Raw genomic sequence first — 26,168 nt, 5'->3', positions numbered from 1 at the left:
GCCGCGCTATCCTGCCCGGCCGGCACCGCATCCCCGAAGGACCGCACGCCCATGCCCCGCCGCGAACTGCGTCTCAACACCTTCCAGATGGCCGCCCCCTCGCACAATTGGGCCGGGCTGTGGCGCCACCCGCGGGACAACCAGAGCGCCTACAACACCCTCACCTACTGGACCGAGATGGCGAAGACCGCCGAGCGCGGGCTGCTGGACGGCATCTTCATCGCCGACGTGTTCGGCCTCTACGACGTCTATGGCGGCTCGGGCGATGCCGCCTTCGCCGCCGGGGCGCAGGCGCCCAACGCCGACCCGACGCTGGCCATCTCCGCCATGGCGCTGGTGACGCAGCACATCGGCTTCGGCGTCACCTCCAACCTCACCTATGACCATCCCTTCCAGTTCGCCCGCCGCTTCTCGACGCTCGACCACCTGACCGGCGGCCGGCTCGGCTGGAACATCGTCACCGGCTATCTGGACAGCGGCGCGCGCGGCATGGGCCTCGCGGTCAACCGCGACCATGACGAGCGCTACGAGGCGGCGGAGGATTTCCTCGCCGCCGTCTACAAGCTGTGGGAAGGCAGCTGGGAGGACGATGCCGCCCGCCGCGACAAGGCCGCCGGCGTGTTCACCGATCCCGCCAAGGTGCACCGCGTGGTGCATGACGGGCCCTACTACAAGGTGGACGGCCGGGCGCTGGCCGAGCCCTCGCCGCAGCGCACGCCGGTGCTCTACCAGGCCGGCACCTCCGGCCGGGGGCGGGTGTTCGCCGGGCGCCATGCGGAGGCGACCTTCCTCAACGGCCAGACCCCGGCCATCGCGGCGCAGGCGGTCAAGGCGGTGCGCGAGGCGGCGGTGGCCGCCGGGCGCGGGCCGCGCGACGTCCTGACCCTGCTGGGCGCCACCGTGATCGTCGCCAGGACCTCGGCGGAGGCGCACGCGCTGAAGGCGGACTACGCCCGCCACATCGACGCCGCCGGGCAATTGGCGCTGGTCTCCGGCTGGACCGGGGTGGACCTCGCCGCGCTGTCGCTGGACGACGCGCTGACCTTCACCAAGAGCAACGCCATCCAGTCGGCGCTGGAGAACCTCACCCTGCGGGCCAAGGCGCCGCAGGTGCGCGACCTGCTGGACTTCTCCCCCGCCGGGGCGCGGGCGCCGGTGTTCGTCGGCTCGGCGGGCGAGGTGGCGGACCAGATGCTGGCCTGGGCGGACGAGGCGGACGTGGACGGCTTCAACCTGGTGCGCACGGTGATGCCGGAATCGCTGGAAGCCATCGTCGACCTGCTGGTGCCGGAATTGCAGGACCGCGGCGCCTTCAAGACGGCCTATGGGGACGGCACGCTGCGCGAGAAACTGTTCGGCGATGGGCCGAAGCTGAAGGCGAGCCACCCCGGCGCGCAGTTCCGCCGGCCGCCGGCCGGCTAGAACCGCGCCGACACGAACGCCCGGCGAAACGCACGGCAAGCCCCCCGCGCCCGCCGTGCGTCCCCCGCCGGGCGTCCCCTGCCGCGCCGGATCCCCCTCACCAGGTCTCGTCGAGGCCCAGCAGGTGCAGGATCCGGTGGCGCAGTTCGGCGAGGCGCGGATCGCCGCGATGGCGCGGATAGGCCACGTCCACCGCCACGTCCGCCACGATGCGGGCCGGCCGGTCGCTGAACACGATCACCCGCTCGGCGAGGAACAGCGCCTCCTCCACGTCGTGGGTGACGAGCAGCGCGGTGAAGCGGGCCTGCTGCCACAGCTTCAGCAGTTCGCCCTGCATGGTGATGCGGGTGAGCGAATCCAGCTTGCCCAGCGGCTCGTCCAGCAGCAGCAGGCGCGGCTCGTTGACCAGCGCGCGGGCCAGCGCCACGCGCTGCGCCATGCCCCCTGAAAGCTGGCGCGGATAGGCGCTCTCGAAACCGGTGAGGCCGACAAGATCGAGCGCCTCCGCCACCCGGTGGCGCTGGTTCTTGATCAGGCCCCGCGCCTCCAGCCCGAGGGCGACGTTGGCCTCGACGGTCCGCCAGGGATAGAGCGTGGGGTCCTGGAACACCAGGATGCGCGAGGGGTCCGGCGCGCGGATCGGGGCATCGTCCGCCCGCACCGCGCCGGCGGTGGCGTGTTCGAGGCCGGCCACCAGCCGCAGCAGGGTGGACTTGCCGCAGCCGCTCGGCCCGAGCAAGGCGACGAACTCGCCCGGCGCGGCGGAAAAGCTCACCTGGTTCAGCACCGGCAGCGGCTGGCCTTCCAATTGGAAGGCGTGGGAGACGTCCTCCACATCGAGCCGGATGCCCTCCACCGGGGCGGCGGGCGGGGTCGCGAGGATGCGGGAGGCTGACGTCACCACCGGACCAGTTCCTTCTGCCAGGAGAGCACCCGGTCGCGCAGGCGGAACAGCAGGGTGATGAGGCTGGAGCACATCACCGCCATGACGAGCAGCGCGGCATACATGTTGGCATAGGCCGCCCAGCCCTGCGCCCAGGAGAGATACCAGCCGAGCCCGGCCTTCACCCCCAGCATCTCCGCCACCACCAGCACCGCGAACGAGGCGCCGAGCCCCATGAACAGGCCGACGAAGATGTGCGGCAGCGCGGCCGGCACCGCCACCTTCAGCACCAGGAAGCGCTCGGAGGCGCCCAGCGTGCGGGCGATGTCGTAATAGTCCTTGTTCACCCCGGCGATGCCGGACCAGGTGAGGATGGTGACCGGGAAGCCGGTGGCCAGCGCGATCAGGAACACGCTGGCGCTCCAGCTGGACGGGAAGGCGAAGAAGGCGACGGGCAGCCAGGCGGTGGCCGGCAGCGGGCCGATGAAGCGCAGCACCGGGTGGATCCAGTAGCTCGCCTGCTGCCACCAGCCGATGGAGATGCCGGTGAGCACGCCCAGCGCCGCGCCGATCAGATAGCCCCAGGCCAGCAGCTTCACCGAATGCCAGAGGCTGAGGCCGAGCCGCGCCCAGTCGTCCAGATACACCTCCAGCAGCCCCTGCGGCGGGGCGAAGAACGGCAGGGGCAGGACGGCCAGCTTGGCGGTGAGCAGCTCCCACGCCGCCAGCAGGACGGCGATGAGCGCGAACCACGGCCCCGCCCGCCGCAGCGCCGCGCCGGGCCGCCCGAGGCGGCCGCCCAGCAGGCCCGCCGCCAGCAGCGCGCCGCCGAGCCCGGCCTGGAGCGCGGCCAGCTGCGGGGTATAGGCGATGTCGGTGATGCCGGTGTTGCGGTCGGGCACGCCATGGGTGAGCGCGGCCGCGCCCAGCCAGAGCAGGCCCGAGACCGCCAGCGGCGACACGGCGGGTCGCCCGGCCGCGCGCGGCCGGGCATAGAGGGTTTCGGCGGTGGCGCTCATGATGCGCCTCAGCTCAGCACGTCGGCATAGACCTTCTCGGCGAAGCGCGCCGAATTGGTCGAGGGCTTGATGACGTTCACCAGCTTCAGTTCGTCGGTATAGTCGGCGATCTCCTGCTTCAGCGCCGCCCCGGTGGGGTTGTGGGCGTGGGTATGGCTGCGCAGCATGGCGGCGAGGTCCTCCGGCGAGCCCTTGCCGCCGTAATTGGCGAATGCTTTGGCGCCGTCCTCCGGCCGGGTCGCCACCCGGTGCGCGGCCTCCAGCAGCGCGCGGGTGAGCGCGGTGGCGGTGGCCTTGTCGTCGCGGATCAGGGTGTTGCGGATGGCCAGGATGCAGCACGAGCGGGTCTGGAACTCGGCGGTGAGGTTGCTCGCCACCTCGATCAGCTTGCCGTTGCTCTCCTTCAGGAAGATCCAGGTGCGCGGGTCGTTGTCGGCCAGCGCCTGGGCCTCGCCCTTGTCGATGGCCAGCGGCAGCGCCTCGGCGGGATAGTTGCGCCACTGCACGCTGTCCGGGTCGATGCCGCGCTTGGCCAGCAGCAGCGAGAAGAAGTTCTTGGCGGGCGAAGCCTGGTCGGAGATGGCGACCGTCCTGCCCTTCAGGTCCTCCAGCTTGGTGACGCCGGTGGCCGGGGCGCCCAGCAGGCGGATGCAGCCGCCGTGCAGGCCGGTGGTCACGCGCACGTCGAAGCCCTGCTCCAGCGGCTTCAGCCAGCGCAGCGCCATGCCGATGCCGGCGTCCGCCTTGCCGGTGGCGATGGCCTCCAGCAGCGTCTCGGTGGAGCCGCCGAAATTGACGAAGTCCACGTCCAGCCCATGGGCGGCGAAGATGCCGTAGTCCTTCGCCACCGGGGCGGCGGCGGTGCAGATGCCGGTGGCGTTCCAGGCCAGCTTGATGGGCTTCAGCGGCCCGGTGGCCGCCGGCTGGCCATCCGCGCCGGTGCGGCAGATGGGGAAGTCCGGCAGCTCCGGCGCCCTGGGCGCCAGCAGGCTGCCCGCCAGCCCGTGGCCGCCGATCACGCCCACCGGCACCGCCAGCCCCGCCGCCGCGCCGTAGCGCAGCAGGCTCCGCCGCGAGAGGCCACGCGCCCCGTCACCCTGCGCCCCATCATTCCCGTCGCCCATGATGCTCTCCCAGTTCGCGAGTCTTAATTTCATTAAATCACTAGATTGAGTCAACTATCTTCGGGCATATGCGGCTGGGTCCGCGGCGGGCGCCTCGGCCGGGCGGCCCGTCCGTCACCGGGCGGGACGGGACTACCACCCTGGCGTGCAGATGCATTCCACTGGAAACCAGCGCGAATTATTGCGCCGCGGAACATCGGCTGTTACTCGTTGGAGAGGCGGGAGATCTTGAGATGACGGACACCAGGATGGAACGGCGCAAGGCCCTCGGCGCGATCATGCTCACCGGGGCGGGCGCCACGCTGGTGGCCACCGCCGCCCAGGCCCAGCAGGGCGCCGACACGCTCCAGCAGGTGCGTGACCGGGGCGAGCTGCGCATCGGCACCCCGCCGGGCGAGCCGTGGTTCTACAAGGACCAGCGCTCGGACGAGTGGAAGGGCATCGGCTGGGGCGCCGGCGTCGCCATCGCCAAGGAGCTGGGCGTCAAGCCGGTGGCGGTGGAGACCACCTGGGGCACCGCCGTCGCCGGCCTCCAGGCCGGGCAGTTCGACGTGCTGTTCGCCATGGACGCCACGCCGCAGCGGGCGCTGGCCATCGATTTCCCGGTCCAGCCCATGTTCTACTACGCCCTCGGCGTGCTGGCCCGCGACGGCCTCGCCGCCAAGACCTGGGCCGATCTCGACAAGCCGGACGTGCGCATCGGCGTGGTGCTCGGCACCTCGCCGGACCGCGACCTCAGCGTGCGCCTCGCCAATGCCAAGATCGAGCGCTTCCCCAACATCGACGAGGTGGGCGCGGCCTACATGTCCGGCCGGGTGGATGCGGTGTCGCTGTTCCACCCCGCCCTGGTGATGCTGCGCAGCCGGGTCAAGCGCGGCACCGTGCTGCTGCCCGAGCCGATCAAGGCCGCCTCCACCAGCGCCGGCGTGCGCCGCGACGTGGACAAGTCCTGGCGCGACTGGATCGGCGTGGCGGTCAACTCGCTCTATGAGAGCGGGCAGATCCAGAAGATTTACGAGGAATTCCTCACCTATCGCGGCATCGACCCCAAGCAGGCCCCGGCCCTGCTGCGCGAGCAGTGGGCGCGCACCTGAGCGCGGGCTCGGCGGCGCAGGCTCGCTGATCATTCGATCAGGCGGGCGTTCTCGCCGATGACGGGAAGGGGGAGAGCGCTTCACCCCCCTCCCCACCCCTCCCCCGCAAGGGGGGAGGGAGCACGGCGCGCGAGCACGAGTGCGGCGCGAGACTTAGGAGCGGGGTCCCCTCCCCCCTTGCGGGGGAGGGCGAGGGAGGGGGGTGAAACGGTCGCCCACCCTCGACCGGCCCGTTACTGAGGCGAGTCCAACGCCGTCCACATGCGCCGTCCATCCACAGGAGCAAAGCAGACCCGACGATGGCCTATGTCTGGGATTTCTCCGCCGTCTCGCGCAATGCCGACATCCTGCTGGAAGGGCTCGGCAACACGGTGATCCTGTCGCTCAGCGGCATCGCTGTCGGGGTGGCCTGCGGCGGCGTGCTGGCGGCCATGCGGCTGTCCGGCCGGCGCGTTCTCTCCTGGCCGGCGCTGGGCTTCATCGAATTCTACCGCAACACCCCGCCGCTGGTGCATTTCTTCTGGTTCTTCTACGGCCTGCCCATGGCCTTCGGGCTCACCCTGCCGCCGTTCGCGGCGGCGCTCGCCGCGCTCGGCATCCAGTCCAGCGCCTTCTTCGCCGAGGTGTTCCGGGGCGGCATCAATTCGGTGGAGCGCGGCCAGTGGGAGGCCGGCCGGGCGCTCGGCATGGGCCGGGCGCGGCTGATGCGGCGGATCATCCTGCCCCAGGCCGCCCGGCGCATGGCGGCGCCCTTCGTGGAGCGCAGCTTCGAACTGGTGAAGACCACCACGCTGGCCGCCGCGCTCGCCTTCCACGAGACCATCTACAGCGCCATGGTGATCGTCACCACCACCTACCGGCCGCTGGAGGTCTATACCGTGGTGGCGGTGATGTTCTTCCTCATCCTGTTCTCCGCCAGCCAGGTGGCGGAATGGCTGGAGGCGCGCGGGCGCCGGGCGGGCACGCGATGAGCCTGCCCGAGCTGCAATTCGGCGAGGTCTTCGCCAATATCGACCTGCTGCTCAAGGCCTGCGGGCTGACGCTGGCGCTGTGGGCCATTGCGCTGGCCGCCGGGCTCGGCGGTGGGCTCCTCCTCGGCCTCGCCCGCATCGCCCAGCGCCGCTGGATCGCCTGGCCGGCGCGCGCCTTCGTGGAGACCTTCCGCAACACGCCGGTGCTGGTCCAGCTGATCTGGTTCTATTACGCCTTGCCGGTGGTCACCGGCATCCAGCTGCCCGCCTTCGCCGCCGCCGCTCTGGCGCTCAGCCTCAATGCCTGCGCCTATTGCGCGGAGATCTATCGCGGCGGCATCCAGGCGGTGCCCACGGGGCAGTGGGAGGCCGGGCGGGCGCTGGGCATGGGCCGGCTGCGGCTGCTGCGGCGCATCGTGCTGCCGCTGGCGGTGCGGCGCATGGTGCCGGCCTTCACCAACCGGGCGGTGGAGCTGGCCAAGAACACCTCGGTCGCCTCCATCGTCACCGTGCACGAGCTGATGTATACGGCCCGCCTGTTCAGCAGCCAGAACTATCTGCCGCTGGAGACCTTCACCGTGGTCGCGGTGATCTATTTCGTGCTGATCTATCCCTTCACGCTGGCCTCCTACGCGCTTGAGCGCCGGTTTGCCGCGAGCGGAGCCTGAGCGATGAGCGAGGACGTGGTGCTGCGGGTCGCGGACCTGCACAAGAGCTTCGGCCCCAACGAGGTGCTGAAGGGCATCGACCTGGAGGTGCGCCGGGGCGAGCGCATCGCCATCCTGGGCTCCAGCGGCTCGGGCAAGAGCACGCTGCTGCGCTGCCTCAACGTGCTGGAGATGCCCAGCAAGGGCCGCCTGTTCCTGGACGGCGCAGCCATCGGCACCCAGCGCCCCGACGGCGGCACGCGCTATCGCGAGGCGGAGCTGAACGCGCTGCGGGCGCGCGTCGGCATGGTGTTCCAGCAGTTCAACCTGTTCCCGCACATGACGGCGCTGGAAAACGTGATGGAAGGCCAGGTCTCGGTGCTGAGCCGGAAGAAGGCCGAGGCGCGGGCGCTGGCGCTGAAGCACCTCGCCCAGGTGGGCCTTGCCGACAAGGCGGACGCCTATCCCGCGCGCCTCTCCGGCGGCCAGCAGCAGCGCGTCGCCATCGCCCGCGCCCTGGCCATGGACCCGGAGGTGCTGCTGTTCGACGAGCCCACCTCCTCGCTCGATCCGGAGCTGGTGGGCGAGGTGCTGGGCGTCATCCGCGATCTGTCCGAGAGCGGGCGCACCATGCTGCTGGTGACGCACGAGCTGGGCTTCGCCTATCATTTCGCCACCCGGGTCCTGTTCCTGCACGAGGGCGCGATCCTGGAGGACGGGCCGCCCGAGCAGGTCCTGAAATCCCCGCGCGAGGAGCGCACCCGGCGCTTCCTCGACCGCTTCACCGCCTTCCGGATCTGAATGCGCAGCATGCAACTCACAGGCAAGGGCGCCCAGACGCCGAACCACGACGCCCGCAATGACGGTGTGCTCATCTGGCTCAACGGCAAGCTGGTGCGGCGCGCCGAGGCGATGGTCTCCATCTTCGACGCCGGCTTCGGCCTCGGCGACGGGGTGTGGGAAGGCATCCGCCTGGTGGAGGGGCGCTTCGCCTTCCTCGACGACCACCTCAAGCGCCTTGAGGCGGGCGCCAGGGCCATCGCCCTCGACATCGGCCTCGACCGCGCCGGGCTGGCGGCGGCGCTGGACGAGCTGGTCGCCGCCAACGCCATGAGCGACGGCGTCCACATCCGCCTGATGGTCACGCGGGGCGAGAAGACCACCATCCACCAGGACCCGCGCAACGCGCTGGGCCGGCCCACCATCGCCATCGTCGCCGAGCACAAGCGGCCCGACCCGGAGATCAAGCGCCAGGGGCTGGTACTGGCCACCTCCCCGGTCCGCTGCAGCGCGCCGGACAGCTTCGACCTCCGGCTCAATTCGCACAGCCGACTCAACCTCATCCAGGCCCTGCTGCCGGCCATCGCCGCCGGCGCGCACGAGGCGCTGATGCTGGACCCGCACGGCTTCGTGTCGAGCTGCAATTCCACCAACCTGTTCTTCGTCAGCGACGGCGCGGTGCTCACCTCCACCGGGCGCTACTGCTTCAAGGGCATCACCCGGCAGAAGGTGCTGGACCTGTGCGCCGCCCACGCCATCCCCGTGCGCGAGGCCGACTTCACCCTGGCGGAGGCCTATAACAGCGCGGAAGCCTTCGTCACCGGCACCTTCGGCGGCGTCACCCCGGTGGCGCGCCTGGATGGCCGGGCCATCGGCGCAGTGGGTGAGCGCCCGGTCACCGAGCGCCTGTCAGCGCTCTATGACGCGCTGACCCGCGCGCCAAGCCCGCGCACGCCATGACCACCCGCACCCGCCGGCTCGCCGATTTCGCCGCCGGCCTGACGCTCGCCGACGTGCCGCGCGCGCTGGCCGAGAAGCTCAAGCTGCACCTGCTGGACAGCATCGGCTGCGGCCTCGCCGGGGCGGGCTCGGACCTTGCCCGCCGCGCGCTGGCGAGCGTTGAGGCCGAGCATGCGCCCGGCCCCTGCCCCGTGCTCGGCACCAGGGTGGCGCTGGCGCCGGCGGGCGCCGCCTTCGCCAATGCGGCGGCGATCAACGCGCTCGACCATGACGACGGCTTCGAGGTGGACGGCAAGGGCATGGGCCATCCCGGCGCGACGCTGGTGGCGGCGGCGCTGAGCGGCGCCGCCATGGCCGGCAGCGACGGCGCCACCCTGCTCGCCGCCCTGGCGGCGGCCTATGAGCTGAACGCCCGCGTCATCCTCTCCATGCAGCCCAGCTACGCCCGCTTCCGGCAGGTCTATGGGGTGTGCCAGCACCAGGCGCTGGGCGCGGCGGCGGCCTATGGCCGGCTGGTCGGCCTCGACGGCGCGCGGATGGCCAATGCGCTCGGCTTCGCCGGCACGCTGGCCCCGGTGCCCAGCCTGCGCAAGTACAATTGGGAGGCCCGGCCGCTGGTCTCCTTCAAGGATTTCAACGCCCCCGCCGCCGAGGCCGGGGTGCGCGCCGTGCAGCACGACCGCGCCGGCCTCATCGGCGCCGTGGACGTGCTGGACGGCGACAGCGGCTTCTGGCGCATGATGGGCTCGGACCAGTTCGACCCCGCAGTGCTGGGCGACGGGCTGGGCGCGGTGTGGTGGGCCCGCCATGCCAGCTTCAAGCCCTATCCCACCTGCCGCTGGATGCACACGGCGCTGGAATCGTTCGAGCAGGTGCACGCGGCGCGCCCGCTGGCGGCGGAAGCCATCGAGGCCATCGAGGTGCTCACCTCCGCTGGGCTGGCGCGCGACTTCATGGAGGTGGCGCCGCGCACGCAGGTGGATGCGCAGTTCAGCCTGCCCTTCGCCCTCGCCAGCCTCGCGCTCGGGCGGCCGAAGGCGCGCTGGTACGCGAATCTCTCGTCCACGGACGCCGACCGGGCGGCGCTAGCCGCCCGCGTCTGGGTGCGCATGGACCCGGAGATCGACGCCCAGATGAGCGGCCCGGCGCGCCGGCCCGCCGGGCAGGTGCGGGTGATGGCGTTCGGGCGCTGGATCGAGGGGCCGCGCCTCTCCTACCCGCTCGGCTGCACCGAGCGCCCGATGACACCGGAGGCGGTGATCGCCAAGTTCCGCGCCAACGCCGCCTGCGCCGTGCCGCCCGCCACGGTGGCGCGGATCGAGGCGGCGGTGCTCGACCTGGAGCGCCAGGGCGACCTCTCCGCCGTGCTCGGGGCGGCTTAGGCTCAGGCGACGATCCCCACCGGGAGGCCGGAGGCGGGATGGGGCAGCACGGTCATGGCGACGCCGTAGATCTCCGCCAGCGCGGCCGGGGTGACGATGTCCGCCGCCGTGCCGCGCCGGATCACCGCGCCGGCCTTCAGGGCGATGATCTCGTCGCAGAAGCGGCTCGCCATGTTCACGTCGTGCAGCACCACCACCACGCCGAGGCCGCGCTCGCGGGCGAGCCGCCGCACAAGGGTCAGCACCTCCATCTGGTGGGCGATGTCCAGCGCCGAGGTGGGCTCGTCCAACAACAGGCATTCCGCGTCCTGGGCGATCAGCATGGCGATCCAGGCGCGCTGGCGCTCGCCGCCGGAGAGCGTCTCCACCAGGCGATCCGCCATGGCGTCGGTGCCGGTCAGCGCCAGCGCCTCGTCCACCTTGGCCCGGTCGGCGGCGCCGAAGCGGCCGAGCGCGCCGTGCCAGGGATAGCGGCCGAGCGCCACCAGCTCCTTCACCAGCATGCCCTCGCCGGTAGGCACCTGCTGCGGCAGGTAGGCCACCTTGCGGGCGAAGTCGCGGTGGCTCCAGTCCGCGAGCGGCCGCCCCTCCAGCCTGAGCGTCCCGGTGCTCGGCGCGAGCTGGCGCGCCAGCAGCTTCACCAGCGTGGACTTGCCCGAGCCGTTGTGGCCGATCAGCGCCACCACGCGGCGGGCCGGCAGCTCCAGCGTCACCGGCTTGACGAGGTCGCGGCCGGGCACGGCGAAGCCGACGCCTTCCAGCGCGAACAGCGGCGCGCCGGGAACCGGCGGGAGGACGGGCGTGGGCAGGGGCGCGGACGGGTCCGGCACGGCATCGGGCACGCGGGTCAGCATCGCTCTCCTGCACGGCGGCGCGCTCCCGGCCGGGACGCACGGCTTGCAAGATAAGACGACGCGGCCGGCGTTTTTCCCACCGCGCGCGGGTAAAAAAAACCCGCCGCCACGCCTTGGCCGGAGCAAAGCCGGCACCAACCCGCCTTCGCCCCCCTCTTGCCCGGCGACGAAGACGGCGGCAATGTCAGACACTTGCAGAGTGGCGCCGACTATACCTTGGAACCAATATAAATCATTGTGTTTGCAAGTAAATTTTTCTTGAGTTATGGACGGTTGTTGACCTTGGCTTGATGGCCGACCCTGCCGTCAGGCCAGTGCCACACCTGACGAGCTTGGCGGCTCGTCGCAGACCCGCGGGCCGGCATGACAAGCATCAGCTCCGAACAGACTGCGGCTGCCTCCGATCTGGATGCCATCTTCCGGCTCTATTATCAGGAGCTGAACCGCTTCGCCTATCGCAAGCTGGGCGACCGCGAGGCGGCGGCCGACGTGGTGCAGGACGCCTTCGTGCGCTACCTCGCCTCGGACTTCGCGGCGCAGGACCGCCAGGCCCCGGCCAGCCCGCGCTTCTTCCTCTGGCGCATCGTGAGCAATTTGATGATCGACGGCGCGCGGCGCGACCGCCGGCGCGGCATCCACGCCACGCTGGACGACGTCTCCGAGCATCTGGTCGATCCCATGCCCATGCCCGACCGGCTGCTGGAATCGCGCGAGGACTTCCTGCTGGTGAAGCGCGCGCTGGATTCGCTGCCCTTCAAGTGCCGCGCCGCCTTGCTGCTCAACCGCATCGAGGGCCTCACCCACGCGCAGATCGCCGAGCGCCTGGAGGTGTCGCCGAGCATGGTGTCCAAATACATCGTCACCGCGCTGCGCCGCTGCATGAACGGCCTTTCCAGCCTGCGCGCCTGACGGGCAGCATCCCGATTTTCTATCGTCCGATGCACTTTTTGGTATCGTTCCGGCCTGCGCCGTCGTCTTTCCGTGCGAGGGAGCGATTCCGCACGGCGAACCCATGGCATCTCGACGAGACCCTCCGATGACGCCCGACGCACTCGACGCGCCGCTCGATCCGCTGACCGAGCGGGCGCTCGAATGGCTCGTCTACCTGCATTCCGGCGCCGAGACCGACGCCGACTGGAGCGCCTTCCATGACTGGAAGGCCGCCACCCCGGCGCAGCGGCAGGCGGCCGAGACCGCCGAGCAGCTCTGGGACGGGCTGGGCACGGCGCTGAACCGCAAGCGCCGGGCGAAGGCGGCGCGGGCCACCCTGCTCTCCCTCGGCCTGCTGGCGCTGCTCGCCGGCGGCTTCGCGGCCGGCGTGTTCGGCCCGCCCGCCTCCTATTTCCCCGACGCGCGCACCGCCGTGGGCGAGCGCCGCACCTTGACCCTGGCCGACGGCTCGCAGCTGGAGCTCGACGCCGCCACCAGCCTCGACATCCATTTCACCGCCGGCCAGCGCCGGCTGACCCTGTTCGGCGGGCGCATCTTCGTCGCCGTGGCGCCGGACCCCGCCCGCCCGTTCCTGGTGGAGGCCGCCGGCGGCACCACCCGCGCGCTCGGCACCGCCTTCGAGGTGAGCCGCGACCGCGACCTGGTGGACGTGGTGGTGAGCGAGCACGCGGTGCGCGTCGCCTATCCGGACGCGGCCAGCGGCACCAGCGTCGAGGTGGAGGCCGGCAGCGAGGTGAGCTACGCCCCCGCCACCGGGCTCGCCCGGCCGCACCCCACGGACCTCGCCAACCGCACCTCCTGGCGGCGCGGGCTGATGCTGTTCGACAGCCGGCCGCTGGGCGACGTGGTGGGCGAGATCGAGCGCTACCGGCGCGGCCGCATCCTCATCGTCGACGGCGCGCTGCGCCAGTTGCCGGTCAGCGGCATGTTCGAGACCGCCGACACCGACGCCTTGCTCGACGCCCTCGCCGAGGCGCTGCCGCTGAAGGTGGACAAGCTGCCCCTGCTCACCGTCATCCGGCGCGATCCGGCCCGCCCGCTGGAACCGTTCCAGCCGCAGAAATAAGAACGTCTCCAGTCTACGCCCCGGCGCTGTCATATCTCCGCCCGCCGTCGTCTTCCCCATCGAGTGGCGTTCAAGAGACGCCGGATCTGGGCATGGGAAGGGGATCTGCTGGTGACGACGTCGGGCAAGGAGAACAGCCGGCAGGGCCGGGCACGGAACACCTCGCGGCGCGGCCTCGCGCAGGGCCAACGGCGCGCCTCCTGGCGCGGCGCCCTGCTGCTGGCCTCCACCGCGGCGGCCGCCCTGCATTTCGCCAGCCCGGCGCTCGCGCAAGGCGCCCCGGCGCAGCCCGCCGGCACCGCCAGCCGCGGCGCGGTCGCCTTCGCCATCCCCGGCGGGCCGCTCGGCCCGGCGCTCACCCAGTGGGCGCGGGCCACCGGCCTCAAGGTGCTGTTCTCCAGCGAGGTGGTGCGCAACCTGCGCACCAACGGCGTCAGCGGCACCATGATGCCTGATCAGGCGCTCAGCCGGCTGCTGTCCGGCACCGGGCTGAGCTACAATTTCACCGGCGCCACCACGGTCGCCATCCGCCGCGCCACCGACGTGGTACCGGTGGCGGGCGCCTCGTCCGAAGGCGCCATCGCGCTCGATCCCATCGACGTGCAGGGCGACGGCACCTTCGGCTACATCGCCACCCGCAGCGACGCCGGCACCAAGACCAACACCCCGCTGATCGAGACCCCGCGCTCCATCACCGTCATCACCCAGAAGGAGATGGAGGACCGCGGCGTGCAGAGCGTGCCGCAGGCGGTGCAATACACCGCCGGCGTCACCACCGGCGCGTTCGGCTACGATCCGCGCTTCGACCAGATCTACATCCGCGGCTTCGCCGAGACCACGCTGGGCGACTATCGCGACGGCCTGCGGCAGTATTCCGGCGCCTACACCACCTTCTCCACCGAGCCCTACGGCCTGGAGCGCATCGACGTGGTGAAGGGGCCGGCGGCGGTGCTCTACGGCCAGAGCACGCCGGGCGGCATCATCGACCGCATCTCCAAGCTGCCCACCACCCGGGAGATCCGCGAGGTGGTCGCGCAGGTCGGCAGCTTCGGCCATCTGGAAGCGGCGTTCGACCTCGGCGGCGCTGGCGACACCAACAAGAACTTCCTCTACCGCATCGTCGGCCTCGGCAAGACCGGCGACACCAATTACGACATCGCCGACGACGAGCTGATGCTGGCGCCCTCCTTCACCTGGCGCAACGAGGACACCTCCTTCACCGTCATCGCCCTCGCCCAGAAGGACGAGACCGACGCCAATGTGGCGATGATCAACCGCCTGAGCCACACCACCAAGCTGCGCGCCTCGGACCCGGACTACGACTACCAGAAGCAGACCCAGTACCAGATCGGCTACAAGTTCGAGCACACGTTCAACGACATGTGGCAGTTCCGGCAGAACCTGCGCTACGGCACCGCCGACGTGGATGGGCGCTATCTCACCGGCAGCGTGACCGGCGGCGGCTTCGCCAGCACCAATTCGCTGATCTACCGGCGCGGCGCGGCGGTGATCGACGAGAGCCTGTCCTCGTTCCAGGTGGACAACCAGCTCCAGGCCAATTTCGCCACCGGCGAGGTGGGCCACACCGTGCTGTTCGGCCTCGACTACGGCACCATGACCGACAATCTGGGCACCGGCACCAGCGCGGCCAACGCCGCCTATGCGCTCAACATCCTCTATCCCTATTACGGCCTGAGCGGCACCACGCCCGCCGTCACCACCCGCACCGGCACCGATTTCGACCAGCTCGGCCTCTATGCCCAGGACCAGATGAAGCTCGGCAACTGGCGCTTCTCGCTGAGCGGCCGGCAGGACTGGACCAGCCGCACCCAGACCAACCTTCTGACCGACACCGTGACCGGCGACCGCGACGACAACGCCTTCACCTACAGCGCCGGCCTGCTCTATCTGTTCGACAGTGGGGTCGCGCCCTACGTCAGCTATTCCACCTCGTTCCAGCCCACCAGTAACGTCAGCCAGGACGGCGCCGTGCTGCCGCCGGCCGAGGGCAAGCAGATCGAAGTGGGCCTGAAGTACCAGCCAGCCGGCGACCGCATGCTGGTCACCGTCTCGCTCTACAAGCTCGACGAGACCAATGCGGCGAAATACGCCGGCTATAACGGCACGACCGGCATCTCCTACTACCAGTCCATCGGCGAGATCTCGACCAAGGGCGTGGAAGTGGAAGGCCGGTTCCGGCTGGCGGACGGGCTGGAGGCGATCGCCGCCTACACCTATTCGGACGCCGAGATCGTCAATTCCGCCACCACGACCGAGATCGGCCGGGTGCCGGCGGTGACGCCGCGCAACGTGGCCTCGCTGTGGGCCAACTACACCGTCCAGCCCGGCCTGCTCTACGGCACCAGCGGCGGCCTCGGCCTGCGCTACACCGGCCAGACCTACGGCAACAACACCAACACCGTGATCAACGCTGCCTACACCATGGTGGACGCTGCGCTGCGCTACGACTTCGGCAAGACCAACCCGAAGCTGACCGGCCTCAGCGCCGCGCTCAACGCCACCAACGTCTTCAATGTGATGCCCGAAGTCTGCAACGCCGGGCTCTGCTACCTGGGCCAGGGGCGCACCGTGCTCGGGACCCTCAAGTACCAGTGGTAAGGCGGACCGGAAGGAACACCGCATGACCGAGGACCAGCGGACGACCGAAGACCAGCGGACGATCGTGGACCAGCGGACGACCGAGGACCAGCGGAGGTCCGCCGCGCCGGCGCCGAAGGCGCGCCGGCGCGATGCCCGGATCGATGCCCTGCGCGGCATCGCGCTCATGGGCATCCTGATCGTCAACCTGCCGTTCTTCGCCATGCCCTACGGCTTCGCCGGCGGGTGGTGGCGGCAGGCCGACGCGCTCCACCTCGGCACCCTCTCGGCCTTCCTCATCCAGGCGCTGTTCGAGAGCAAGTTCATCCTCATCTTCGCCTTCCTGTTCGGCATGGGCGCCGCCGGGCAGATCGCCGCCGGCGGGCGCCGGCGCTTCCTGGTGCGCATGGCGGTGCTGGCGGGCCTCGGAGTGCTGAACGCCGCCTTCGTGTTCGAGGCGGACATCCTGTTGCCCTACGCCATCCTCGGCCTCGTGCTGCTGCCGGCGCTCGGTTGGCGCACGCGCACGCTCGTCACCGTGGCCGGCGTGCTGTGGGCGGTGGCGATCCTCAACCACGCGCTGTTCGCCATCTACATCGCCACCGCCACGCCCGACCTCGGGCTGAGCGAGGCCGGGCGCATCGCCCTGATGCGCGACGGCGGCTTCCTGCCCATCGCCGCGCAGCGGCTCAGGGACTGGCTGGCCTTCTCGCAGATGAGCGTGCCGGCGCTGTGGCCGATGACCGCCAGCGCCTTCTGCCTCGGCATCTGCGCCTTCCGCCACAAGGACGCGCTGCTGGCCACCGGCGACAGCCCGCTGATGGCGGCGGCGCGGGTGGTGGTGTGGCCGGCCCTCGTCGGCAACCTCGCCTATGGCGCCCTGTGCCTCGCCCCCGCCGACTGGGCGGGCGGCAACGTCTTCCTCGTCACGCTGGCGCTGCGGCCGGTGTTCGCGCCGCTGGTCAGCTTCGTGGTGTTCGCCGGCCTGATGGCGCTGCTGGCGCAGCCGCGCTGGCGGGGGGGGCGCGACTTCTTCGCCGCCAGCGGGCGCATGTCGCTGTCCATCTACATGCTCCAGGGCGTCATCGGCAGCCTGCTGTTCTTCGGCTACGGCGCCGGCCTCTATGCCGAGGTCAGCCTCCAGGGGGTGCTGGCCCTCTCGCTGGCGCTGTTCCTCGCCCTCGCCCTGGCTGCGGCCGGCTGGTCAGCGCGGTTCGGCGCCGGGCCGCTGGAGGCGGTGCTGGCGCGCATTCTCTCGTGGGCCACAAATCGGGCCACAGATCGGGCCGCCGCCCGGCCGCACGCCCCCGCGCGCGCGGCAGGACAAGCCCGGCCGGAGGCGGGGCCGATGCGCGGCTGACGGCCGGCGGGGCTCAGGCCCGCCCTTCCTTGCCCATAGTGCGGAGCATGCGATGTCGACGAAGCGAGCGAGCGCGGCAGCGAGCGATCTGCTGCGCACCATGATGTGCCACCGCGCGACCCTGGTGTCGGTGGCGAACCGCATCCTGGCCTGCCGCCAGCAGGCCGAGGACGTGGTGCAGGACGCGGCGCTGAAGGCCTGCCAGATGGAGCCGACGGCGCTGGACTCGCCGCTCAGCTTCTCCTGCTGCATGGTGCGGAACCTCGCCATCGACCGGCTGCGCCGCTGCCAATTGGAGCAGCGCCACGCCGCCCCCCTGGCGCAGGCCGAGGACATGGCCGCCCCGCTGGAGAACCCGCACCGGGCGCTGGAGCACCGGCAGGCGCTGCAATGCGTGCTGCGGGCGCTGGCCGGCCTGCCCTCGCGCACCCGCCTCGCCTTCGTGCTGAACCGCATCCACGACGTGCCGCAGAAGGACATCGCCGCCTCGCTCGGCGTGTCGCCCACGCTGGTGCACTTCATGATCCGCGAGGCGCAGGAGCATTGCCGGGCCCAGCTCGACGCCGTGCTGGCGCCGAAGCCGCGTCGGACGCGCCGCCCCGCCGATGTCCTGGAGGCCGGGGCGGAACTGCGCTTCGGCGCCCTGCCCGCGGCCGCGAAGGCGCCCCGCGAGACGGCCGCCGCGGCGGCCCGGCTGGCGGCGCCGCGGCGCAAGGCGCTGCTGGAAGCCTCCGACGCCGCCTGACGTCCGAAGCCCCGCCGCGTGTCTTCGCCCGCTCAGCGGCGGGCGTGCTCCAGCGCCTGGGCGATGTCCGCCCACAGCGGCTCCACCTCCTCGATGCCGACATTCAGCCGGACGAGACGCGGGCTGATGCCGAAGCGGCTGAAGCAATTGGCCTTCTGCAATTGCAGCGGCGCCAGCGCCGGCACCACCAGGCTCTCCGGCCCGCCCCAGCTCACCCCGAGGCGGATGAGCCGCAGCGCATCGACGAAGGCCGGCACGTCGATGGCATCGCTCACCTCGAACGAGAACACCCCGCCGAAGCCGGCCAGCGTGGTCCGGCCGGGATGGGTGGAATAGGCCGGGTGCAGCACCCGCTCCACGTCAGGATGGGCGGTGAGCCGGGCGGCGATGGCCTGCCCGCTCGCCATGTGGCGCGGCATGCGCAGCGGCAGCGTCTTCAGCCCGCGCAGCAGCAGCCACGCCTCGAACGGCGACAGCTTGGCGCCGAGATAGGCATAGGACTGGGCGTTGATGCGGCCGACCAGCTCGGCCGAGCCCACCACCACGCCGGCCACCGTGTCGGAATGCCCGCCGAGATATTTGGAAGCGGCATGGATGACAAGGTCGATGCCGTGGGCGATCGGCTGTTGGTAGAGCGGCGTCGCCCAGGAATTGTCGATGGCGGTGATGACGCCGTGGGCGCGGGCGGCGCGGGCCAGTGCTGCGATGTCCTGAAGCTCGAACATCAGCGAGGTCGGGCTCTCCAGATAGAGCAGCCTCGCCCCCGGCAGCGCCGCCGCCACCGCTGCCGCATCCGTGCCGTCCACATAGTCCACGGTGACGCCGAAGCGCGACAGCATCAGCTCGAACAGCCGGTAGGCGTCGCTATAGACGTTGCGCACGGTGACGATGCGGTCGCCGGCGGAGACCAGGGCCAGCACGGTGGCGCTGATGGCGCCCATGCCGCTGGAAAAGGCGCGGCCCGCCTCCGCCCCTTCCAGCGCAGCCACCGCGCGCTCGAACTCCATCACGGTCGGATTGTCGCCGCGCGAATAGATCAATTGGTGCGAGCGCCCGGCATAGACCGCCGCCATGTCCTCGTAGGTCTCGAAGGTGAACAGCGAGGTCTGGAAGATCGGCGGCACCGCGGCCGCCAGGGGATAGGCCTCGCCGGGCAACGCCGGCAGTTCGAAGGCGCCCTGGCCTTCGGGGGCGAACGGCTTGTTCATGCGGGACCTCGTGCGATTTCGGGCGGGGAGGACGGGGCGTGGCGCGCGGCGCGGCCCTGGCGGGCGAGATCCGCCATCTCGCGGGCCAGCAGCGCGGCGGAGATCAGCGCGGTGAGGCCGGTGGCGATGGCCGGGGCCATCACCACGCCGGTGAGGCCGAACGACTGCGACAGAACGATGAGCAGCGGAATGAGCAGGTAGCCCTGCGGCGCCAGCCCGACGGCGGCGGCGAGCCGGGCCTTGCCCATGGCCTGGAGCAGCACCAGCAGCACGCACTGGAGGCCCGCCAGGGCAAAGCCCATGTGGAACAGCACGAGGGCGCCGCGCGCGATGCCGGCCGTCGCCTCGTCCTGCGTGAACACGCCCACCACCGGCCCGGCGAACAGCGCCATGGCCAGGGAATAGACCAGGGTGAAGCCCAGCGCCGCGCGCAGCATGAAGCCGGTGGCCGCGCGCACCCGCTGCGGATCGCCCGCGCCATAAGCGAAGCTCAGCACCGCCTGCGCGCCGAGGCAGAAGCCGGTGACCGGCAGCAGGCCCAGGGTGAGCAGGCGGAAGGCGATGCCGATGCCCGCCACCGCCGCGTCCCCGCCCTGTTCGGAGGCGGCGCGATAGACCAAAGCGAAGGCCAAAGCCGACAGCGCGCTCGACAGCGTCACCGGCACGCCCACCGCCAGCATGGGCCGCAGGATGGCGGGATCGCCGGTGAGCGCCCCCGCGTGCACCCGCACCCGGCCCCAGCCGAAGGCGAAATAGGCCGCATAGGCGGCGAGCGCGGCCACCTGCGACAGGATGGTGGCCCACGCCGCCCCGCCGATGCCGAGATCGAAGGTGAAGATGAGCAATGGATCGAGGGCGATGTTGAGCGAGAAGCCGCCCAGCAGCGTCCACATGCTGAAGCGGCTGTTGCCTTCGGCGATGGCGATGAAATCGCAGGTGATCTGCAACAGCAGCAAGGCGCAGGAAAACGCCAGCGGGCCGATATAGGCGCGCGCCTGCGGCATCATGCCCGCCGTGGCGCCGAACATGGTGAGCACCTCGTCCTGCCAGGCCACCAGCGCCACGCTGGCGGCGATGCCGAGCAGCACCGAGAGCGCGAGCGCGGTGGTCGCCGCCGTGTCGGCATCGCCCGCGGCGCCCGCGCCCAGCAGCCGGCCCACGGTGGCCGCCGTGCCGACGCCGAGGCCGTGGCCCAGCGCCGCCACCAGCGCGAACACCGGGATCGCCACGCTCACCGCCGCCAGCGCCTCCGGCCCCAGCAAGCCGACGAAGCCGGCATTGGCCACATGGTGCAGGGCGGTGATGGACAGGCCCGCCACCGAGGGGATGGCGAGCCGCAGGATCAGGCGCTTCAGCCGGGGATCGGCCAGGTCCTGCGGCGCGGCGAAACCCTCCACCGCGCCCTCCGCCGCCTCCAAGGCCCCGGCGCTCACGCCGAGGCCGCCCGGACGGCGGGTGGTTCGCCGGCCCCGGCCGGCACCAGCGCCGGAACCTCCGCCGCCGGCTGCCACAGCCGGTCGCCGAAGAAGCGCTCGCGCAGCAGCATCACCAGCAAGGCCCGCTTGTGGGCGAAATCCACATGCTTGACCTTGGCGAAGCCGGAGCGGTCCAGGTTGCGGATCTGCTGGGCGTGGGTGGCCTTCGGCTCGCCGACGATGCGCTGGGTGCGCGGGTCGTCCAGGAACATAAAGTGCATCAGCGAGGGCAGCCAGGCGGTGATGTAGGCCTTGCCGCGATAGGCATCCTCGCCCACCAGCACATGCCACCCGCGATCATAGTCCTGCGCCTCGTAATGCGGCCCGAGGCGGTTCTCCTTGGCCCAGTACAGCTCGAAATAGCCGAACGGCACGTCGTCGAAGCAGCCGATCACCGGCACCGCGTGCGGATCGGCGCGGCGCTCCTCCAGATAGGCGCGGTGCTGGGCCTCCTCGCCCGTCTCCTCCCAGATCTCCGCCACGCGCGGATCGTTCATCCAGCGGTGGAACGGCGCGAGGTGCCGGTCCGGATCGGCGGTGTGGAAGGAGAGGGTCTGGCCCAGCCAGGGGATGAAGCGGGCATAGAGCAGGCCCTCGCGCATGGGCGGGCGCAGCGGGTGGCGGATGCCGTTCTCCAGCACGAGGCGCTGCGGATAGGCCCCTCCGCCCACGCCGCCCTTGCCGGCCAGCCACGGGCGCGGCTGCTGCCACAGCAGATCGGGCGAGACCCGCAGCCCGCCATCCTCGGCGGTGGCGATGCCGGCGGCGAGCAGATGGCCGGCAAGGGTGCCGTCCAGCGCCATGCCGAGGTCCGCATAGGCGAGGTCCGGCTCGGCGCCAAACAGCGCCTCGCAGGCCGCCACGATGGCGTCCGCCGGGGCGACGCCGGTCTCCGGCAGGGTGCCGGCCAGCACCGCGCCCGGCCCGGCGCGGGTGACGGTGAGCGCGGCGGCCACGGCGTCACGGGCGGTGACGATGAGCGCATCGGAGGCCAGCGTGACCGCCAGGGGCGCCCCGGCGGCCTGGAAGGACAGGAAAGCCGGCCGGCCGGCGCCGCGCCACGGGGAAGGGTCTGAGCGGGTCATGTCCTCTTGCAACTCCTTCGGCATTCGGCCCCGGCGCGCAGGCCCGGGCCGCATCCGCCCCTGCGCCCGCATGGCGCGCAGCGGCCTCACATCGGATGACGGACGAGGCCGGCGCCGATTTACCCCTTCCGCAAGGGCACATGCGCCGCCGCCGAACCAAATGCGTCGCCGCCCTAAATTTGCGTCGCCCCCCTCCGTCATAGGGGCAGGACCACAGCGCGACCCCGCCCCGGCGGAGGCTGGCCACAGGGAGACGGCGATGATGCAGAGCGGCGGATCACCGGAGGGCGGGCAGCAGGAGGTCGTGATCGACCGGCACGGGCGGCACTCGCTCTGGCCGCAGGGCCGCGCCCTGCCCGCCGGCTGGACCCGCGCCGGCTTCGCCGGCAGCCGCGCCGCCTGCCTCGACCATATCGGGCAGGTCTGGCGCGACCAGCGGCCGCTCGCGCCGACGGAGGCCGGCCATGACCCGCGCTGACAGGCCCACCGAGGCCGATACGCTGATCAGCCTGGCCGACGTGCGGGCGGAGACGCCCACCGGCTTTCCCCTCACCCCCTCGCAGCGGCGGGTGTGGGCGCTGGCGCAAATCGGCAATGCGGCCCTCGCCGGCCAGCCAGCGGTGGAACTGTCCTTCGACGGCCCGCTCGACACGGCCACGCTGCGCGCGGCACTGGATCGCCTCGCCGCCGCCCATCCGGCGCTGCGCCTGCGCTTTCGCCAATATGCCGGCGGCCGGGTGATGCAGAGCCTGGACGCGGCCGCCGTCCTACCGCTGGGCATCGTCGATCTCTCCGACCTCGATTGCGTGGAGGCGGATGCCGAATTCGCCCGCCTGCTGGCCGGCGACGCGCAGTTCGACCTGGAGACCGACCTTCCGGCCCGCGCCCTGCTGACGCGGAACGGGATGCGCTGGCGCTTCGCCCTCAGCGTCCACCCCATCGTCTGCGACGCCGCCGCGCTGCGCACCCTGGCCGGCGACCTCATGGCCTTCTATGCGGCGGTGGAAGCCGGCACGCCGGCCCACGCCCCGGCGGACGCCCTGCCCTGGCTGGAGCCGCGCGGCAGCGAGGACGCCGCCCTCGCCTATTGGCGCACCGTGCTGGCGCAGGAGCATGCCGACGCCGCTCTGCCCAGCGTGTTCCGCCGCGAGGCCCGCGCCGGCGGCGCCCGGCGGGATGTGTCTCTCGTCCTCTCCCTCGCCGAGGCGGACGCCGCGCGGGCCAGCGCGGATGCCTGCGGCGTGCCGCTGTCGCGGGCCCTGCTCGCCGCCTTCACCATTCTCCTGTCGCGCTACGGCGGCCACGACCATCTGAAGCTCGGGGCCGCGCTGGACCCGCGCGGCGAAGCGGCCGGCGTGCTCGGCCGCAATGAGGACGTGCTGCCGGTGAAGGTGCAGCTCGCCTCCGGCCTGACCTTCCGCGACGCGGTGGCGCGGGTGAGCGACGCGCTGGAGGCGGCGCGCGCCCACCATGTAGCATTCGAAACCCTGGCGCAGGAATTCTGGGAGAATAACGAGGAGAACGGCAGCGGCTTCCTGCCCTCCGTCCATGTCCACCGCCCCGCCCCGCCGGAGCCGGTGACGACGCCGCGAGGCGTCACCATGGCCTGCCGCGAGCGGCCGCAGGCACGGCCCGACGCCGACCTCGTGCTGACCACCCAGGAAGCCGCCGACGGCACGCTGGCGGCGACGTTCACCTTCGCCGCCGACCTGCTGGACGCCCGGCTGTGCGCCCGTGCGCTCGGCCATTTCCGGCGCATCCTCGCCGCCGCCGCCGACCCGGACATCCTGCTGCGCGACATCCAGATCGTGGCGCCGGAGGACCTGGCGGCGCTCTCCGCCCCCTATGCGGACGACACGCCCGCCGACCCGCGCCCGGTGCATGCGCTGATCGCCGCCCACGCCCGCGCCGAACCCGGGACGCCCGCCATCTTCCACGGCGATGCGGTGTGGACGCGGGGCGAGGTGGAGCGCTTCGCCAACCGGCTGGCGCATCATCTCATCGCCTCCGGCGCCGGGCCGGAGCGCTGCGTCGCCGTGGCGCTGCGCCGCTCGCCGGAGGCCATCGGCGCCATCCTCGCGGTGCTGAAGGCGGGCGCCGCCTTCATTCCCGTGGAGCCGGACCATCCCGCGCGGCGCAACGACCACATCCTGGCGGATGCGGGCGTCGCGCTCGTGCTCACCACCAGCGCCCTGCGCGGGAAGATCCAGCCCGCCGCCGACACATTGGTGATCGAGCTCGACCGCATCGACCTCTCCGGCCTGCCGGACACCGACCCCGCCTGCCCCATCGGCGACCGGCAGCTGGCCTATGTGATCTACACCTCCGGCTCCACCGGCGCGCCCAAGGGCGTGGCGGTGGAGCACGGGCCGCTCAGCCGCCACTGCCAGGCCACCGCGCGGGTCTACGGCATGGACGAGACCTCCCGCGAGCTGCCCTTCCTGCCCTTCTCCTCCGATGGCGGGCACGAGCGCTGGATGGTGCCGCTGATGCTCGGCGGCAGCATCGTGCTGCCGGACAAGCCGTTGTGGACGCCGGAGGAGACCTTCGCCGCCATGCGCCGGCACGGCGTCAACAACGCCAGCTTCCCCACCACCTATGTGCAGCAATTGGCCGAATGGGCGGACGCCACCGGGGACGCCCCGCCGGTGCGGCTCTATTCCTTCGGCGGCGAGGGCATGGCGCAGGCGACCTTCGACCTGTTCTCCCGCGCGCTCAAGGCTGAATGGCTGATCAACGGCTACGGCCCCACCGAGACCATCATGACCCCCATGGTGTGGAAGGTGCGCGCCGGCACCTCGTTCGAGGGCATGTATGCCCCCATCGGCCGCGCGGTGGGCGGGCGGCGCATCTATGTGCTCGACCGCGACCTCAACCCGGCGCCCGTCGGCGTCACCGGAGAACTCTATATCGGCGGCGACGGCGTGGCGCGCGGTTATGTGGGCAGGAGCGCCGCCACCGCCGAGCGCTTCGTGCCGGACCCGTTCGACCCGGACGGCGGGCGGCTCTATGCCTCCGGCGACCTCGCCCGCTGGCGCGAGGACGGCGCGGTGGAATTCGTCGGCCGGGTGGATCACCAGGTGAAGCTGCGCGGCTTCCGCATCGAGCCCGGCGAGATCGAGGCGGCGCTGCGCACCTTGCCGGGGGTCAGCGAATGCGCCGTGCTGCTGCGCCACGACACCGGCCAGCCGGCCCTGGTGGGCTACGTGGTGGCGGGCTGGGGCACAGCCGGTGATCGCGCAAGGACGGACGGCGCCGAATTGCGCCGCGCCCTGGCGCGGATGCTGCCCGAGCACATGGTGCCCTCCGCCGTGGTGGTGCTGGACCGCTTCCCGCTCAACGCCAACAGCAAGCTCGACCGCGCGGCCCTGCCCGCCCCGGCGCTGGCGCCGCTCGACATCGTGCCGCCGGCAACGCCGCTGGAGACCGCGCTGTGCGCCATCTGGCGCGAGGTGCTGGGGCTGCCGGCAGTGGGGGTGCGGCAGAACTTCTTCGAGGTGGGCGGCAATTCCATGGCCGCGCTGCGCGTGCTCGGCCGCATCAAGCAGGCGCGGCCCGACGCCGTGGTGGCCATCGCCGACCTGTTCAACCACCAGACCATCCGCGCCCTGGCGGCGGCGATCGAGAGCGGGGCCGGGGCCGGCGGCGGGCAGATGATCCATCTGCGCAGCACCGGCACGCGGCCCATGCTCTACTGCTTCCCCGGCCTGCTGGTGAGCACCCGCGAATATGTGAAGCTGGTGGACCATCTCGGCCCCGACCAGCCGGCCACCGGCTTCATCTGCTACTCGCTGGCCGAGGACAAGTCGCGCGAGGTCTCGGTCACCGAGATCACCGCCCGCTACGCCGATCTGGTGCGCACCCACAGCAAGGGCCAGCCCTGCTTCTTCCTGGGCTGGTCGTGGGGCGGGCTGTTGGCCTACGAGGCCGCGCGCATGCTGGGCGAGGACATCGACCTCAAGCTCATCGGCATGATCGACGTCTGCGACATGGACACCGACTTCGCCATCGGCGCCATCCCGCGCTTTGGCCCCGGCGAGCGCGACGAACTGGAGCTGCGGGTGCGCGCCTGGGCCGCCCGCACGCCCATGGCCGCGCGCTGGCAGGAGCTGCTGGAGGCGATGGATCCGCTCGCCTACGACCAGTTCCTGCGCTTCGTCGGCAACAGTCCCGAGGGCCTGCCCGACGACGGGCCGGACATCGGCAGCCGCGAGCACACCTTCTGGGTGCTGATCGACAACGCGCTGATCTTCCGCCGCCACAGGATGCTGCCGCACGACGCGCCGATCCAGCCCTGGGCGGCGGCGGATTCGCTCAATCGCGGCCTCAACCTGATCGACTGGCGGCAGCTTTCGCGCCGGGCCGCGCCGGCCGAGATCATCGAGGGCACGACGCATCTCCACATCATCGGCGCCCCCGCCTTCCACGCCCGGTTCGCCCGCCGGCTGGACGAGGCGATGGGCCCGCTCACCCGGGCGGCCGAATGAGCCGCCGCTAAATCCAAGAGTTCGCCCAGACCGAGTTCCCTCGCCGGGCCGACGGCG

General features: G+C 71.6%; 21 protein-coding genes. 14 read left to right on the top strand and 7 right to left on the bottom strand.

The window, feature by feature from the left end:
• The first annotated feature begins 51 nt into the window (after positions 1–51).
• Positions 52–1,422, top strand: coding sequence for an LLM class flavin-dependent oxidoreductase (locus tag YU1_RS0104240; RefSeq protein WP_029002997.1), 1,371 nt, complete (start codon positions 52–54; stop codon positions 1,420–1,422).
• Positions 1,423–1,519: 97 nt separating this feature from the next.
• Here YU1_RS0104240 and YU1_RS0104235 read toward each other — a convergent pair whose 3' ends face one another.
• The 3 genes from YU1_RS0104235 to YU1_RS0104225 are packed head-to-tail and all read right to left on the bottom strand — an operon-like array spanning position 1,520 to position 4,448.
• Positions 1,520–2,326 (bottom strand): ABC transporter ATP-binding protein, encoded by an 807-nt coding sequence (locus YU1_RS0104235; protein WP_029002996.1) that lies wholly within the window; start codon positions 2,324–2,326, stop codon positions 1,520–1,522.
• Positions 2,320–3,324 (bottom strand): ABC transporter permease, encoded by a 1,005-nt coding sequence (locus YU1_RS27930; protein ID WP_084539655.1) that lies wholly within the window; start codon positions 3,322–3,324, stop codon positions 2,320–2,322. The genes YU1_RS0104235 and YU1_RS27930 overlap by 7 nt, the downstream gene beginning before the upstream one ends.
• Positions 3,325–3,332: 8 nt before the next feature.
• Positions 3,333–4,448: an ABC transporter substrate-binding protein gene (locus tag YU1_RS0104225; RefSeq protein WP_051356482.1), complete on the bottom strand. Its 1,116-nt coding sequence runs from the start codon at positions 4,446–4,448 to the stop codon at positions 3,333–3,335.
• Positions 4,449–4,681: 233 nt separating this feature from the next.
• Between YU1_RS0104225 and YU1_RS0104220 the strand changes: the two genes are divergently transcribed.
• From YU1_RS0104220 to YU1_RS0104195, 6 genes are all read left to right on the top strand, one after another.
• Entirely contained in the window at positions 4,682–5,542 is an 861-nt protein-coding gene (locus YU1_RS0104220; protein WP_051356481.1) for a transporter substrate-binding domain-containing protein, read from the top strand.
• 299 nt (positions 5,543–5,841) lie between these two features.
• A complete protein-coding gene (locus YU1_RS0104215; protein ID WP_029002993.1) occupies positions 5,842–6,513 on the top strand; it encodes an amino acid ABC transporter permease in 672 nt (223 codons plus the stop codon).
• On the top strand, positions 6,510–7,181 hold the full coding sequence (locus YU1_RS0104210; protein ID WP_029002992.1) for an amino acid ABC transporter permease: 672 nt from the start codon (positions 6,510–6,512) through the stop codon (positions 7,179–7,181). The genes YU1_RS0104215 and YU1_RS0104210 overlap by 4 nt, the downstream gene beginning before the upstream one ends.
• A 3-nt stretch (positions 7,182–7,184) precedes the next feature.
• The gene (locus tag YU1_RS0104205; protein WP_029002991.1) at positions 7,185–7,961 is read left to right on the top strand and encodes an amino acid ABC transporter ATP-binding protein; all 777 of its coding nucleotides are present in this window, start codon (positions 7,185–7,187) and stop codon (positions 7,959–7,961) included.
• Positions 7,962–7,970: 9 nt separating this feature from the next.
• Positions 7,971–8,900: an aminotransferase class IV gene (locus tag YU1_RS0104200; protein ID WP_029002990.1), complete on the top strand. Its 930-nt coding sequence runs from the start codon at positions 7,971–7,973 to the stop codon at positions 8,898–8,900.
• Complete coding sequence (locus YU1_RS0104195; protein WP_029002989.1) at positions 8,897–10,282, top strand: MmgE/PrpD family protein; 1,386 nt, start codon at positions 8,897–8,899, stop codon at positions 10,280–10,282. The genes YU1_RS0104200 and YU1_RS0104195 overlap by 4 nt, the downstream gene beginning before the upstream one ends.
• Before the next feature lie 2 nt (positions 10,283–10,284).
• Here the strand turns inward: YU1_RS0104195 and YU1_RS0104190 are convergent, their stop codons facing one another.
• Positions 10,285–11,136, bottom strand: coding sequence for an ATP-binding cassette domain-containing protein (locus YU1_RS0104190; protein WP_156921957.1), 852 nt, complete (start codon positions 11,134–11,136; stop codon positions 10,285–10,287).
• A gap of 363 nt (positions 11,137–11,499) precedes the next feature.
• Between YU1_RS0104190 and YU1_RS0104185 the strand changes: the two genes are divergently transcribed.
• The 5 genes from YU1_RS0104185 to YU1_RS27915 all read left to right on the top strand — a co-directional run bounded on the left by YU1_RS0104185 (position 11,500) and on the right by YU1_RS27915 (position 17,856).
• Positions 11,500–12,045: an RNA polymerase sigma factor gene (locus tag YU1_RS0104185; protein ID WP_035713822.1), complete on the top strand. Its 546-nt coding sequence runs from the start codon at positions 11,500–11,502 to the stop codon at positions 12,043–12,045.
• Positions 12,046–12,172: 127 nt separating this feature from the next.
• A complete protein-coding gene (locus tag YU1_RS0104180; RefSeq protein ID WP_029002986.1) occupies positions 12,173–13,153 on the top strand; it encodes a FecR family protein in 981 nt (326 codons plus the stop codon).
• Between the two features lie 111 nt (positions 13,154–13,264).
• Positions 13,265–15,772: a TonB-dependent siderophore receptor gene (locus tag YU1_RS27925; protein ID WP_051356480.1), complete on the top strand. Its 2,508-nt coding sequence runs from the start codon at positions 13,265–13,267 to the stop codon at positions 15,770–15,772.
• A 22-nt stretch (positions 15,773–15,794) separates the two neighbouring features.
• Positions 15,795–17,111, top strand: coding sequence for a DUF418 domain-containing protein (locus YU1_RS27920; RefSeq protein ID WP_035713816.1), 1,317 nt, complete (start codon positions 15,795–15,797; stop codon positions 17,109–17,111).
• A 52-nt stretch (positions 17,112–17,163) separates the two neighbouring features.
• Positions 17,164–17,856, top strand: a complete 693-nt coding sequence (locus YU1_RS27915; RefSeq protein ID WP_051356479.1) for a sigma-70 family RNA polymerase sigma factor — start codon at positions 17,164–17,166, stop codon at positions 17,854–17,856.
• Between the two features lie 32 nt (positions 17,857–17,888).
• On the opposite strand, the gene YU1_RS0104160 is transcribed toward YU1_RS27915, so the two are convergent.
• From YU1_RS0104160 to YU1_RS27910, 3 genes are read right to left on the bottom strand one after another with little or no spacing between them, the layout of a single operon-like run.
• Positions 17,889–19,064 carry a PLP-dependent transferase gene (locus YU1_RS0104160; RefSeq protein WP_029002985.1) on the bottom strand — a complete coding sequence of 392 codons (1,176 nt, stop codon included), beginning with the start codon at positions 19,062–19,064 and terminating at the stop codon, positions 17,889–17,891.
• On the bottom strand, positions 19,061–20,497 hold the full coding sequence (locus YU1_RS0104155; RefSeq protein ID WP_245263223.1) for an MATE family efflux transporter: 1,437 nt from the start codon (positions 20,495–20,497) through the stop codon (positions 19,061–19,063). Before YU1_RS0104155 ends, YU1_RS0104160 begins: the two co-directional genes overlap by 4 nt.
• The gene (locus tag YU1_RS27910; RefSeq protein ID WP_084539672.1) at positions 20,494–21,624 is read right to left on the bottom strand and encodes a GNAT family N-acetyltransferase; all 1,131 of its coding nucleotides are present in this window, start codon (positions 21,622–21,624) and stop codon (positions 20,494–20,496) included. Before YU1_RS27910 ends, YU1_RS0104155 begins: the two co-directional genes overlap by 4 nt.
• Before the next feature lie 259 nt (positions 21,625–21,883).
• On the opposite strand from YU1_RS27910, the gene YU1_RS27905 reads away from it, so the two are divergent.
• The gene (locus tag YU1_RS27905; protein WP_035713815.1) at positions 21,884–22,102 is read left to right on the top strand and encodes an MbtH family protein; all 219 of its coding nucleotides are present in this window, start codon (positions 21,884–21,886) and stop codon (positions 22,100–22,102) included.
• A complete protein-coding gene (locus YU1_RS0104140; RefSeq protein WP_029002983.1) occupies positions 22,089–26,111 on the top strand; it encodes a non-ribosomal peptide synthetase in 4,023 nt (1,340 codons plus the stop codon). Before YU1_RS27905 ends, YU1_RS0104140 begins: the two co-directional genes overlap by 14 nt.
• Positions 26,112–26,168: the final 57 nt, after the last annotated feature.

It is taken from the genome of Azorhizobium doebereinerae UFLA1-100, assembly GCF_000473085.1.
In the GTDB taxonomy this organism is placed as follows: domain Bacteria; phylum Pseudomonadota; class Alphaproteobacteria; order Rhizobiales; family Xanthobacteraceae; genus Azorhizobium; species Azorhizobium doebereinerae.
Note: the sequence above shows the minus strand (reverse complement) of the source record. Positions and strands in the feature narration are given on the sequence as shown.